This is a genomic window from Streptomyces sp. NPDC028419 (assembly GCF_055565515.1).
Map to the genome: position 1 here is coordinate 47,701 of NZ_JBVHUE010000031.1, position 12,150 is coordinate 59,850.

The 12,150-nt window shown below is 71.6% G+C and carries 13 protein-coding genes; 1 reads left to right on the forward strand and 12 read right to left on the reverse strand.

Going from position 1 to position 12,150, the window contains the following annotated elements:
* Nucleotides 1-41 precede the first annotated feature (41 nt).
* From ACZ4UB_RS30145 to ACZ4UB_RS30165, 5 genes are all read right to left on the reverse strand, one after another.
* On the reverse strand, nt 42-662 hold the full coding sequence (locus ACZ4UB_RS30145; RefSeq protein WP_468075055.1) for a histidine phosphatase family protein: 621 nt from the start codon (nt 660-662) through the stop codon (nt 42-44).
* 104 nt (nt 663-766) lie between these two features.
* Entirely contained in the window at nt 767-1,213 is a 447-nt protein-coding gene (gene rsfS / locus ACZ4UB_RS30150) for a ribosome silencing factor (RefSeq protein WP_354380219.1), read from the reverse strand.
* Nucleotides 1,214-1,344: 131 nt separating this feature from the next.
* Entirely contained in the window at nt 1,345-2,988 is a 1,644-nt protein-coding gene (locus tag ACZ4UB_RS30155; protein WP_468074978.1) for an LCP family protein, read from the reverse strand.
* A gap of 30 nt (nt 2,989-3,018) precedes the next feature.
* Nucleotides 3,019-3,636, reverse strand: a complete 618-nt coding sequence (gene nadD / locus ACZ4UB_RS30160) for a nicotinate-nucleotide adenylyltransferase (RefSeq protein ID WP_468074980.1) — start codon at nt 3,634-3,636, stop codon at nt 3,019-3,021.
* Between the two features lie 96 nt (nt 3,637-3,732).
* On the reverse strand, nt 3,733-3,900 hold the full coding sequence (locus ACZ4UB_RS30165; protein ID WP_354380222.1) for a hypothetical protein: 168 nt from the start codon (nt 3,898-3,900) through the stop codon (nt 3,733-3,735).
* A 139-nt stretch (nt 3,901-4,039) separates the two neighbouring features.
* Here ACZ4UB_RS30165 and ACZ4UB_RS30170 point away from each other — a divergent pair, with 139 nt between their 5' ends.
* Nucleotides 4,040-5,155, forward strand: coding sequence for a M48 family metallopeptidase (locus tag ACZ4UB_RS30170; RefSeq protein WP_468074982.1), 1,116 nt, complete (start codon nt 4,040-4,042; stop codon nt 5,153-5,155).
* On the opposite strand, the gene ACZ4UB_RS30175 is transcribed toward ACZ4UB_RS30170, so the two are convergent.
* From ACZ4UB_RS30175 to ACZ4UB_RS30205, 7 genes are all read right to left on the reverse strand, one after another.
* Nucleotides 5,139-6,338: an SCO2583 family membrane protein gene (locus tag ACZ4UB_RS30175; protein WP_354380224.1), complete on the reverse strand. Its 1,200-nt coding sequence runs from the start codon at nt 6,336-6,338 to the stop codon at nt 5,139-5,141. The two genes, ACZ4UB_RS30170 and ACZ4UB_RS30175, sit on opposite strands and share 17 nt — an antisense overlap.
* Nucleotides 6,339-6,424: 86 nt before the next feature.
* Nucleotides 6,425-7,003, reverse strand: a complete 579-nt coding sequence (locus tag ACZ4UB_RS30180; protein ID WP_468074984.1) for an SCO2584 family spore wall biosynthesis protein — start codon at nt 7,001-7,003, stop codon at nt 6,425-6,427.
* A 77-nt stretch (nt 7,004-7,080) separates the two neighbouring features.
* Nucleotides 7,081-8,373 (reverse strand): glutamate-5-semialdehyde dehydrogenase, encoded by a 1,293-nt coding sequence (locus tag ACZ4UB_RS30185; protein WP_354380226.1) that lies wholly within the window; start codon nt 8,371-8,373, stop codon nt 7,081-7,083.
* A gap of 441 nt (nt 8,374-8,814) precedes the next feature.
* The gene (locus ACZ4UB_RS30190; RefSeq protein WP_468074987.1) at nt 8,815-9,228 is read right to left on the reverse strand and encodes a hypothetical protein; all 414 of its coding nucleotides are present in this window, start codon (nt 9,226-9,228) and stop codon (nt 8,815-8,817) included.
* A 100-nt stretch (nt 9,229-9,328) separates the two neighbouring features.
* Nucleotides 9,329-10,456, reverse strand: a complete 1,128-nt coding sequence (proB, locus tag ACZ4UB_RS30195; RefSeq protein WP_468074989.1) for a glutamate 5-kinase — start codon at nt 10,454-10,456, stop codon at nt 9,329-9,331.
* 74 nt (nt 10,457-10,530) lie between these two features.
* Complete coding sequence (locus ACZ4UB_RS30200) at nt 10,531-10,977, reverse strand: GtrA family protein (RefSeq protein ID WP_468074991.1); 447 nt, start codon at nt 10,975-10,977, stop codon at nt 10,531-10,533.
* Complete coding sequence (locus ACZ4UB_RS30205; RefSeq protein WP_468074993.1) at nt 10,974-12,032, reverse strand: glycosyltransferase family 2 protein; 1,059 nt, start codon at nt 12,030-12,032, stop codon at nt 10,974-10,976. Before ACZ4UB_RS30205 ends, ACZ4UB_RS30200 begins: the two co-directional genes overlap by 4 nt.
* Nucleotides 12,033-12,150 lie beyond the last annotated feature (118 nt).

The window sequence follows — 12,150 nt, forward strand, 5'->3', positions numbered from 1 at the left end:
CCGGAAAGTGAAATCCGGGCCGGAGGGCCGTCGGGACGTCGTCAGACGTCGTCGCCGAGCACCGGTTCCGGCAGCGTGCCGGCGTTGTGCTCCAGCAGCCGCCAGCCCCGCGCGCCCTCACCGAGCACGGACCAGCAGCAGTTGGAGAGCCCGCCGAGGCCCTCCCAGTAGTGCGACTCCAGGCCGAGCAGCCGGCCGATGGTGGTGCGGATGGTTCCGCCGTGGCTGACCACGACCAGCGTGCCGCCCTCGGAGAGCCGGTCCACGTGCCCGAGCACCACGGGAGCCGAACGGTCGGCGACCTCGGTCTCCAGCTCGCCACCGCCCCGTCGGACGGGCTCGCCGCGCTTCCACGCCGCGTACTGCTCGCCGTACTTCCCGAGGATCTCCTCGTGGGTCAGGCCCTGCCATTCGCCCGCGTACGTCTCGCGCAGCGCTTCGTCGTGCTCGACGGACAGGCCCGTGACCGCGGCCAGCTCGGCGGCGGTCGCGGCGGCCCGCTTGAGGTCGGAGGCGACGATGGCCTCCGGCTTCAGCGAGGCGAGCAGCCGGGCGGCGCGGCGCGCCTGCGCCACCCCCGCCTCGGTCAGCTCGATGTCCGTGGAGCCCTGGAAGCGGCGCTCCAGGTTCCAGGCGGTCTGGCCGTGACGCCACAGGACGATCTTGCGGCCGGCGCTCTTCTCGCTGCCGCCGCCGTCACTGCCGGTGCTGGTGGTGGTGCTGGTGCTGCTGCTGCTGCTGGCGCCCGCGCCAGTGTCGATCGCGCTCAGAACAGATCACCGTCCAGTTCGTCGTCGCCCTGCTCGGCACGGAGGGCGGCGTGCTCCTCGGCCTTGCCCTTGGTGAGCTTGGCGTCCTCGGGCAGGTCGATCTCGGGGCAGTCCTTCCACAGGCGCTCCAGCGCGTAGAAGACGCGCTCCTCGCTGTGCTGCACGTGGACGACGATGTCGATGTAGTCGAGCAGGATCCAGCGGGCGTCGCGGTCGCCCTCGCGGCGCACCGGCTTGGCGCCCAGCTCCTTCTGGAGCTTCTCCTCGATCTCGTCGACGATCGACTTGACCTGGCGGTCGTTGGGCGCCGAAGCGAGGAGGAAGGCGTCGGTGATCGACAGCACATCGCTGACGTCGTACGCGATGATGTCGTGCGCGAGCCGGTCGGCCGCGGCCTGGGCGGCGGCGGTGATGAGCTCGATGGAGCGGTCCGTGGCGGTCACTGGCCATGCTTTCGGGTCGGCGGGCAGATCCTTACAAGGGTCTCATGTACCGCCGACACCGCCCGCGCCAAAGCCGTGGCGCGGGCGGAAATGCTGGTCAGAGGGGGTGTCCCCGAGGTGATCGAGGACGCTCAGGGCGCCTTGTAGTCCTTGCCCAGGGTGACGACGACGTCCGCGTTCACCGCGTTCTCGGCCTTCTTGACCACCGTTTCCGGCAGTCCCAGCGTCTTGGCCACGTCGACCGCCTTGGCCCGCTGCGCGTCGTCCTGGTAGGTGATCTGCGAGGTGCTCTGGGTCGCCGCGGCCTTCCCGCCGTCCACGAAGCCGTAGCCGCCGTTGAGCAGCGCCGCCTTGGCCGCGAGCTGCGTCTTCTCGGTGCCGGTGGCGTCCCGCAGGCCCACCCGCAGGGCCGCGCCGGGCTTCGGGGCCGTCAGGGTGCCGCCGAGGACCTCCTTGATGACCTTCTTGTTGGCGTCCTCGGTCAGGGCCCCGTCGGCCTTCACCGGGAGCACGTCGGTGCGGTAGTCGCCGACCTTGGCGTGCTCGGCGAGCTTGGCCAGCGAGCTGCCGAGGGCCTTCTCGTTCAGCGAGGGGTCCAGGATCTGGGCGAGCGTCTCCACCGTGACCGTGGCCGCCGCGGGGTCGCCGGGCATCTTGCGCAGCACGCCGTAGAGGACCTTGCCGAAGCGCTCCAGCTGCTTGGCCTCCGGTTCGCCCTGCGCCTGGTAGGTGGCGTAGGCGACGGCCATGGGGCCGCTCAGGCTCTGCTTCTGGCCCTGGGCGACGGCGGGGGTCTTGGCCTTGTCGTCGGCGGGGACGGCGACGTCCGTGTCCACCTCGATGCCGCTGACCAGCTCGACGAGTCGTTCCAGGAAGGGGGTGTCGAGGCGCCAGGTGCCGCCGATGCGGGTGCCGAGCATGGTGTCGAGGGCCTCGCGGGTACCGCCGAGACCGTCCTCCTCCACGGACTTGGACAGGGCCGTGGAGGTGCCGTCCTCCTTGGGCACGGTGAGGGTGTTGGGGAGCAGGACGGTGGCGCCCTGTTTGGTGGTGACGTTGTCGACGAGCAGGGCCGTGGAGGTGCCGCCCCGCTTGGTGTTGTGCAGGTGGACGACGATCATGTCGCGCTTCTGCGGCCCGGTGGCGGCGCCGGCGGCGCCCTTCGCCTTCTGCGGCCCGTCGAGGAAGGGCAGCTTGTCCGCGTACCAGAGGTAGCCGAGGCCGCCGACGACGAACAGGGCGAGTACGACGATCAGCGCGACCACCCGGTTCTTGCCCCGGCGGCGGGCCTCCTCGCGGCGCTCGGTCCGGCTCTCGGTGAACTTGAGCCAGTCGATGACGTCCTCGGACTCCTCGTCCGGCTGGTCGATGAAGGCGAACTGCGCCGTGTGGTAGCCGTCGGCCTCGGCCTCGGCCCGCCGCGGCTCGGGTACCTGCGCGGACGCGGGCGCGGCCGCCGGCTCGGGGGCCTGCGGCTGCTCCGGGGAGCCCTGCTGCGGGATCCACTGCTGGGTCTGCTGCGCCTGCTGCTGCGCCTGGGGCTGCTGTTGCTGCTGGTAGTAGTACTGCTGTTGTTGCTGTTGCTGTTGTTGCTGTTGCTGCTGGTCGTAGCCCTGGTAGTCGTACTGCTGGACCGGCTGCTGGTACTGCTGCTGGTCGTACGCGGGCTGCTGAGCGGGCACCGGGCCGTACACCGGCTGCCCGTACGCGTCATAGCCGAGGAGTTGCTGCTCCTGGGCGGCGTACGGGTCGTACGGCTCCTGTCGGTCGTTCACCGCGGGGCCCCTCTCTGCGGAAGCGGAAGCTCAGGCTCCCCGGTACAGCTCACGCTTGTCGATATAGCGCACGACACCGTCCGGCACCAAGTACCAGACGGGATCGCCCTGGACCACCCTCGCACGGCAGTCCGTGGACGAGATGGCCAGCGCGGGGACCTCGACCAGCGAGACCCCGCCCTTGGGCAGGCCGTCGTCGGTGAGCACGTGCCCCGGACGGGTCACGCCGATGAAGTGGGCGAGGGCGAACAGCTCCTCGGCGTCGCGCCAGGTCAGGATCTGCGCGAGGGCGTCGGCGCCCGTGATGAAGAACAGGTCCGCGTCGTCGTTGCGCGCGCGCAGGTCCCGCAGGGTGTCGATGGTGTAGGTCGGGCCGCCGCGGTCGATGTCGATGCGGCTCACCGAGAACTGCGGGTTCGACGCCGTGGCGATGACCGTCATCAGATAACGGTCCTCGGCCGCCGAGACCGCCCCGTGCGACTTCTGCCACGGTTCACCCGTCGGTACGAAGATCACCTCGTCGAGGTGGAAAAGGGCGGCCACCTCACTGGCGGCCACCAGGTGTCCGTGGTGGATCGGGTCGAATGTCCCGCCCATCACCCCGAGCCGGCGCTTGACCGGGCCGGTAGGCATTTCCTGCTCTCCCATGAGCGCAGAGCCTACTGGCCCGGTGCCGCGACCATGACCCGCATTCGAGCACCTGAGCGACGGGCCCGCGCGGGACCCCGCGTCCCGCGTTCCGGCCTAGCGGTCGCGGTTCAGGCGGGTGGTCACCCAGAGCATGAGCAGCAGCAGGACGAAGGCGCCGCCGCCGGTCAGGTAGGGGTTGAGGCTTTCGTGGTTGCCCGCGTGCTCACCGGCGCCCTCGGAGGCGAGGAGGACCAGGTCGTGGGCGGTGGACTGGAGGCTCATCAGGCTGGTTACCTATCGAGTCGGGGAGCGGGCGGAGACTTCCCTCACATCGTATGCGGGGGCCCGGGGCACGCTCACGCCGACTCAGGCGTTGAGAGGATGGACGCACGGTGCGGCAGGTGGATCGAGGGGGAGCGCGATGACGGACGGCACGACATTCGAGAAGGCACCGGCCCGGGACCGCAGGAGGTTCCCCGGCATCTCGTCACGGACGTACGAGCACCCGGCGGACCGCTCGGCCCTCGTGGCCCTGCGCAAGCTGAGCGGCTTCGACACCGTCTTCAAGGCCCTCAGCGGGCTGCTTCCGGAGCGGAGCCTGCGGCTGCTGTTCCTGTCCGACTCGGTGCGGGTGGGCGAGACCCAGTTCCCGCACCTGCACGCGATGTTGCTGGACGCCTGTTACGTCCTGGACCTGGAGAAGGTCCCGCAGATGTACGTCCAGCAGGACCCGAAGCCCAATGCCATGTGCATCGGGCTGGACGAGCCGATCATCGTCGTCACCACGGCCCTGGTGGAGCTGCTGGACGAGGAGGAGATGCGGGCGGTCGTGGGCCACGAGGTGGGCCACGCGCTGTCGGGGCACTCCGTCTACCGCACGATCCTGCTGTTCCTGACGAACCTGGCGCTGAAGGTCGCGTGGATCCCGCTGGGCAATGTCGCGATCATGGCGATCGTCACGGCGCTGCGGGAGTGGTTCCGCAAGTCCGAGCTGTCGGCGGACCGGGCCGGCCTGCTGGTCGGACAGGACGTCCAGGCCTCGATGCGTGGTCTCATGAAGATCGCGGGCGGCAACCACCTGCACGAGATGAACGTGGACGCCTTCCTCGCCCAGGCCGAGGAGTACGACGCCGGCGGCGACCTGCGCGACTCGGTCCTGAAGATCCTCAACGTGCTGCCGCGGACGCACCCCTTCACCACCGTGCGGGCCGCGGAGCTGAAGAAGTGGGCCGAGAGCCGCGACTTCCAGCGGATCATGGCCGGTCACTACCCGCGCCGCGAGGAGGACAAGGACACCTCGGTGACCGACTCCTTCCGCCAGTCCGCCGCGCACTACGCCGACGCGGTGCGCACCAGCAAGGACCCGCTGATGAAGCTCGTCGGCGACATCGCGGGCGGCGCGGGCGACCTCGGCGGCAAGCTGCGCGACAAGTTCACCGGCAGCCCGACCCCGAGCACTCCGGGCTCTTCGGGCTCTTCGGGCCCTTCGGACGAGCCGACCGCCGACGGCAAGGGCGGCGCTACGGAAGCGGGCTGACCGGCGCCACGGGGTCGACCGTGGCGGGCTCCGGCGCGGGTCCCGGGTCGGCCGGGGCCGGCGCGGGGGCGTCCGTCGGCGGCGGGGCCAGCACCCCGCACAGGCCGGAGGTCCGGCGCGGGCGGCCACTGGCGTAGGGGTCGGTCGCGGCCGGGCCCACCGTGGTCGCGGCCGCGCCGGCGAGCAGCGGCCGGAAGCCCGTGGCCGGGTCGGCCGCGCAGTCCTGCGGCCCGGCGCTCACGTAGGCCGACAGCAGCTCCACCCGGTGGGCCACCAGGTCCTCGCGGTCGAAGCGCATGCGCAGCTCGCGCCGGACGGTGAAGAGCGAGGCGTTGTCGAGCCCGGGTCCGGCGACGGCCCCGCGGACGGTGTAGACGAAGGTGTGGTCGGAGGTGACCTCCAGGACGTCCGGAGCGACCTCCTCGAAGCCCAGCGTGCCGCTCACGCGCACCCGGGAGTCGGCCAGTACGGCGGTGCCCGCGTCGAAGCGGACGAGCCAGCCGGTGGCCGCGTGCTGCCCGTCCCCGGTGGGGTTGGTCATGCTGCGGTCGAACTGGGCCAGCAGGTCCGGGTCCAACAACACCCGTACCGGCCGGGAGGCGGTGCCGCCGAGCACGTCGGGGTCGAGCGAGGACTGGACGAGGTAGTCCTTGGCGGTGGCCACCGCGGTCAGCACCTGGGCCTCGCTGAAGTGCTGGGTGCGGCGCACCGCGGGCAGGGTGATGCCGGCCGCTCCCACCCGGTATTCGGCGGCCGGGCTCTTGGCGTACAGGTCGGCCGGCTTGCCGCCGGGCACGGTGGTGGTGGGGGCCAGCGGGACGACCGTGGCGGTGAGCGGCTGGGCGCGTCCCGGGGGCGGGGGCACGTAGGGGTTGCTCAGGCCCAGGTAGACGGCGACGCCGAAGGCCATGGCGATCAGCAGCACCAGCAGCAGCCCCTGGCGGGCGGCGCGGCCCGGGGCACCGTTGACCGGCCGGGGCGCGCCGGAGGACCACATGGAGCGGCTGCGCACGGCCCTGGCGTGCTCGCCCATGCGCTCTTCCGCGGAGAACTCCTGGAGCCGGGCAGCCCGGACGAAGTCCTCGTCGAACACCACCGACCGGTACTCGTCCGGCCGGAATTCGTCCTCGCCCCCGCCGATGCCGTCGGGGGTGCCGTCGGGTGGATCTCCTGGCACGGCCATTGCTTCTCCCCGCTGTCCCCGCTTCAGAGAAGCCCCCTACCCGGAAGCGCGCCGGATTCCGGACGCGCGAGAGAGGGGTCGTACCTTCAGGGTTGGCGAACGACGGGGTGCGTAAACTCGCCGGACCCGGTGACTTCCGCCAATGGGGTGCTGGCGGGCGCCGGAGCGGGGCGCGGGGCCGGGTCGGGGTCGCTCGCCGCGCCGCGGTAGACGGCGCTGAAGGCGAGCGTGACCATGCCGACGCCCATCACGACGGCGAGCACCCAGGCGACGGGCCGCAGCCACCGGGAGCGGCCGCGGTAGGGGCGCAGGGAGCCTCCGTAGGCTCCGTACGGGCCGTAGCCGTATCCGTAGCCGTACTCGCGCCCGGAGTCGTCGAGGCCGTAGCCGTCGGGTCCGTAGCCGTACGGATGGCCCTCGTGGCCCTCGAAGGAGTCGTCGTCGGTGGCCCAGCCGCCCGCGACGGCGGCGGCGCGGGCCTCCGCGTCGGCGCGGGCGTGGTCGGCCGCCCGTTGGCGCTCCAGGGCGCTCGGTTCATGGATCTCGGCGTTCCGGACGAAGTCCTCGTCGAACACCACGGAGGCGAAGTCGTACTCCGCGCCTCCGCGGTCGTCGTCGGGCTCCCCGTCGTCCGGGAACGGTTTGCCCCCCACGTCGTCCGGCACATCGCCAGCCTAGACCTGGGGGGCGGCTTTGGGCAGGGCATCTACCGAATTCCGGCCACGCGGGGTACGGGGGTCGACTACCGTACGTGACCGTCGCCGGTGACGATGTACTTGGTCGACGTCAGCTCCGGGAGCCCCATCGGGCCCCGGGCGTGCAGCTTCTGGGTGGAGATGCCGATCTCCGCGCCGAAGCCGAACTGACCACCGTCGGTGAACCTGGTGGAGGCGTTCACGGCGACCGTGGTCGAGTCGACCAGCTGGGTGAAACGGCGTGCGGCGGCCTGCGAGGTGGTGACGATGGCCTCGGTGTGACCGGAGGTCCAGCGCCGGATGTGGGCGACGGCGTCGTCCAGGGAGTCCACGACGCCGGCGGCGATGTCGTAGGACAGGTACTCGGCGGCCCAGTCCTCGTCGGTGGCGGCCAGCGCGGTCACCTTGGACTCCTCGGCGTACGAGAGCACCTCGGCGTCGCCGTGCACGGTCACCCCGGCGTCCGCGAGGGCGTCCAGCGCCAGCGGGAGGAAGGCGTGGGCGATGTCGCGGTGGACCAGCAGGGTCTCGGCGGAGTTGCAGACGGAGGGCCGCTGCGCCTTGGAGTTGACGAGGATGTTCACCGCCATGGCCAGGTCGGCCTGTGCGTCGACGTAGACGTGGCAGTTGCCGGTGCCGGTCTCGATGACGGGGACGATGGACTCCTCGACGACCGTCTTGATCAGGGAGGCGCCGCCGCGCGGGATGAGGACGTCGACGAGGCCGCGGGCGCGCATCAGCTCGCGGACGGAGTCGCGGCTCTCGCCGGGCACCAGCTGGACCGCGTCCGCGGGCAGCCCCGCGCTCTCGACCGCGTCCCGGAGGATGCCGACGAGGGCGGTGTTGGAGGCGTAGGCGGAGGAGCTGCCGCGCAGGAGCACCGCGTTGCCGGACTTCAGGCAGAGGGCGGCGGCGTCGACGGTGACGTTGGGGCGGGCCTCGTAGATGATGCCGACGACGCCGAGCGGGACGCGGACCTGGCGCAGGTCGATGCCGTTGGGGAGGGTCGAGCCGCGGACGACCTCGCCGACCGGGTCGGGCAGTGCCGCGACGTCCCGGACGTCGGCGGCGATGGCGTGGATCCGCTCCGCCGTGAGGGTGAGGCGGTCGATGACGGTCTCGCTGGTGCCGGCGGCGGTGGCCTTCGCGGTGTCGACGGCGTTGGCCTCGATGATCTCGGCCGTACGGGCCTCCAGCGCGTCCGCGATCGCCAGCAGCGCGGTGTCCTTGGCGGACCGCGGGAGGGGGGCGAGGGTGGCGGCGGCCGTCTTCGCGCGGGTGGCTGTGGCCGTGACGGATTCGGCCGCGGTGGGGCGGGGGGCGTCGTTCTGCGAGGTCATGCGTGCAGGGTAGTACCCGGGGGGTGGCCGTCGGCCGGAGTTCCACCCCGCGAGACGGTGGCTCCGCGGGGGCCGTTCCCCTCCCCGAAACCGGGCTCCGCCCGGACCCGCGCCTCAAACGCCGGCGAGGCTGAATCCACCCAGCCCGGCCGTCGACCCGCCACATCCAGCCTGCCCGGCCCTTGAGGACCCGCCCGAGGCACCACCCAGCCCGCCCGGCCCTTGAGGACCCGCCGGAGGCCACATCCAGCCCGCCCGGCGATTGAGGGCCCGCCGGAGGCGACCCCAGCCCGCCCGGCGATTGAGGACCCGCCGGAGGCCACATCCAGCCCGCCCGGCACTTGAGGGCCCGCCGGAGGCCAGATCCAGCCCGCCCGGCGATTGAGGGCCCGCCGGAGGCGACCCCAGCCCGCCCGGCGGTTGAGGGCACGGGCGGAACGGTTAGTACGGGTGGACGCCTACCGGGTGGGCCGGTGGGGGGCCGTAGCCTTCGGCTACGCGTTGGTGGTAGGTCGCGCGGTCGATGACCTCCAGGCCGACGATCTCCCAGGCGGGGAGCCTCGCGGAGGAGCGGTGCTCGCCCCACAGCCGTAGGGCGACGGCGGCCGCGTCGTGCAGGTCGCGGGCCTCCTCCCAGTACCGGATCTCCGCGTGGTCGTCGGCGTACCGGCTGGTCAGCAGGAAGGGGTGGTCATGGGCCAGCTGTTCCAGCCCGCGCCGGACCTCGGACAGCGGGACCGGCTTGCCGGAGACGCTGAGGGTGATGTGCCACAGCCGGGAGTCGTCCTCGTCACCGCGATCGGAACCCGCTCCGTCGCAGTCTCCCGAGCCGACGCTGGTCAGCGCTCGTCTCACCAGCCGCCTCCTGTCTGCGCGCTCCTCGTGTCCGCCCCTCACAGTTGACCAGTCCCCGACCGACCGCGCGGCGGTTTTGCCCAACATCGGCCCTGCGGGCTCAGTCCTGGAGGAGTACCAGGTCGTCCCTGTGTACGACCTCGCGCTCGTACTCCGGGCCCAGCTCGCGCGCCAGTTCCTTCGTGGAGCGGCCCAGCAGCAGCGGGAGTTCCTTCGCGTCGAAGTTCACCAGCCCGCGGGCGAAGGCGCGCCCCCGCGCGTCCCGCAGCTCGACCGGGTCCCCCGCGATGAAGTCGCCGCCGACCGACGCGATGCCCGCGGGCAGCAGGGAGCTGCCGCGTTCGGTCACGGCGCGGACCGCTCCGTCGTCCAGGAGCAGGTGGCCCTGCGGGGCGGAGGCGTGCTGGAGCCACAGGAGCCGGCCGGTGGAGCGGCGGCCCGTGGCGTGGAAGTGGGTGCCGGTCGCGCCGCCCGCGAGGGCGTCGGCGGCCTGGCTGGCGGAGGTCAGGACCACCGGGATGCCGGCGGCGGCGGCGATCCGCGCGGCCTCGACCTTGGTGACCATGCCGCCCGTGCCCACGCCCGCCTTGCCCGCGCTGCCGATGGTGACGTGGGCGATGTCCTCGGCGCCGCGCACCTGGTCGATGCGGGTGGTGCCGGGGCGGGCCGGGTCGCCGTCGTAGAGCCCGTCGACGTCGGAGAGGAGGATCAGGAGGTCGGCGCGGACCAGGTGCGCGACGAGGGCGGCCAGCCGGTCGTTGTCGCCGAAGCGGATCTCGTCGGTGGCGACGGTGTCGTTCTCGTTGACGACGGGCAGGGCGCCCATCGCGAGCAGCTGGTCCAGGGTGCGGTAGGCGTTGCGGTAGTGCGCGCGGCGGCTGGTGTCGTCGGTGGTCAGCAGCACCTGGCCGACGCGCACGCCGTAGCGCGCGAAGGAGGCGGTGTAGCGGGCGACGAGCAGGCCCTGGCCGACGCTGGCGGCGGCCTGCTGGCGGGCCAGGTCCTTGGGGCGGCGGCGCAGTCCGAGCGGGGAGAGGCCGGCGGCGATGGCGCCGCTGGAGACCAGGACGATCTCCTTCTCGCCGCCGCTGCGGGCCTTGGCCAGTACGTCGACCAGGGCGTCCACCCGGTCGGCGTCCAGCCCGCCCGCCGCGGTGGTGAGCGAGGAGGAGCCGACCTTGACGACGATCCTGCGGGCGTCGGCCACGCCCTGCCTTGCCGATGACACGCTTGTCCCCTTGACCCTCGCCCGATGTACGGGCCTCAATCTACGGGGTGGCCTCCCGCCCGTGCCCGCCGGTTTCAGACCGTGGACGCGGAGGAGGTCGAGGACCGCTGCGGCTCGGACCCGGCGGGGTCGGCGGCCGATGCGGTGTCCGTTCCGGGGATCAGGATGCGCCGCGAGATCACGTAGGTGAAGGGGATGGCGATGACGGCGGCGACCAGCGGCGCGATCTTCTCGTTCATGCCCGCCCAGTCCACCAGGAGGAGCAGGCCGACCGACTGGATCACGTAGTTGGTGATGTTCGTCAGCGGGAAGAGCAGGAACTTCTTCCAGGTGGGCTTGGTCCGGTAGGTGAAGTAGGTGTTCATGAAGAACGAGCCGACCATCGCCAGCACGAAGGCCAGCGTGTAGGCGGCGAAGTACGGCATGTACGGGTGCAGCAGCAGGTACAGCACGAAGAAGGTGCCGGTGTTCACCCCGCCGACGAGGCCGAAGCGGAGTATCTGGCCGAGCTGGCTCTTCATCGGGCGTCCTGCTCCGTGGCGGTCGCGGCCCGGGTCGTGGCGGCGGTGGCCGTAGCGGTGGGGCCCGCCGCCTGCGGCGCGGGCGTGGGCGTGGGCGTGGGCGTGAGGGACGAGCGGGGCGGTTCGACGGTGACCCCGTGCGATTCCTTGACCAGGAAGTGCGGGCGGCGCTTGGTCTCGTAGTAGATGCGCCCGATGTACTCGCCGATCAGGCCCAGCATGATCATCTGGACGCCGCCGATGCCGACGATGAGGGCGACGATCGTGACGTAACCGGGCGAATCGATACCGTCCGTCAACGCCATGGCGATGATCCACAGGGCGTACACGACGGTGAGCGCGACAAGCGACACGCCCGCCCAGATGCCGATCCGCAGCGGCCGGTTGTTGAAGGAGATCAGGCCGTCCATGCCGTAGTTCAGCAGGGACCCGAGCTTCCACTTCGTCTCCCCCGCCTCGCGCTGCGCGTTGCGGTAGTCGAAGTGGACGGTGTCGAAGCCGATCCAGGAGAAGAGGCCCTTGGAGAAGCGGTTGTACTCGGGCAGCGAGAGCAGCGCGTCCACGGCCGGGCGGGACAGCAGGCGGAAGTCGCCCACCCCGTCGGCCAGCTCCACGTCGACCCAGCGGTTGATCCCGCGGTAGTAGAGCCGGCTCAGGGCGCTGCGCAGCTTCTTGTCGCCCTCGCGGGTGCGCCGGGCGATGATCTGGTCGTGGCCCTGCCGGTAGTAGTCGAGCATGGTCGCGATCAGGTCCGGCGGGTGCTGGAGGTCCGCGTCCATGATCACGACGGCGTCGCCGGTGGTCTCGCGCAGGCCGGCGAGCATGCCGGCCTCCTTGCCGAAGTTGCGGCTGAAGGAGACGTACCGGGTCTGGTCGCCGTACTCGGCGGCGATCTTGCGGAGCTTCTCCAGCGTGCCGTCGCGGCTGCCGTCGTCGACGTAGCAGACCTCGTAGTCGACGGGGAGCGCGTCGAGGACCCTGCGGATCTCGGTGTCGAAGCTGTCGATGACCGCTTCTTCGTTGTAGCAGGGGACTACTACGGACAGCTTCGTCATGAACACTTCCTGCTGGGTCCGAACGGGTGATTGTCAGCGGCCGGACCCGACGCTCACCTCTTCCTTAGAAGTATGCACGCCGTCGGGCGGCCTGCCTGAGGTGAGTGCGGTACACGGT

What these genes read in the sequence shown, in the direction of transcription:
- ACZ4UB_RS30175 (WP_354380224.1), bottom strand. Translation starts at nt 6,338, where the DNA reads ATGGCCGTGCCAGGAGATCCACCCGACGGCACCCCCGACGGCATCGGC.
- ACZ4UB_RS30185 (WP_354380226.1), bottom strand. Translation starts at nt 8,373, where the DNA reads ATGACCTCGCAGAACGACGCCCCCCGCCCCACCGCGGCCGAATCCGTC.
- ACZ4UB_RS30170 (WP_468074982.1), top strand. Translation starts at nt 4,040, where the DNA reads ATGACGGACGGCACGACATTCGAGAAGGCACCGGCCCGGGACCGCAGG.
- ACZ4UB_RS30165 (WP_354380222.1), bottom strand. Translation starts at nt 3,900, where the DNA reads ATGAGCCTCCAGTCCACCGCCCACGACCTGGTCCTCCTCGCCTCCGAG.
- ACZ4UB_RS30205 (WP_468074993.1), bottom strand. Translation starts at nt 12,032, where the DNA reads ATGACGAAGCTGTCCGTAGTAGTCCCCTGCTACAACGAAGAAGCGGTC.
- nadD (WP_468074980.1), bottom strand. Translation starts at nt 3,636, where the DNA reads ATGGGAGAGCAGGAAATGCCTACCGGCCCGGTCAAGCGCCGGCTCGGG.
- ACZ4UB_RS30200 (WP_468074991.1), bottom strand. Translation starts at nt 10,977, where the DNA reads ATGAAGAGCCAGCTCGGCCAGATACTCCGCTTCGGCCTCGTCGGCGGG.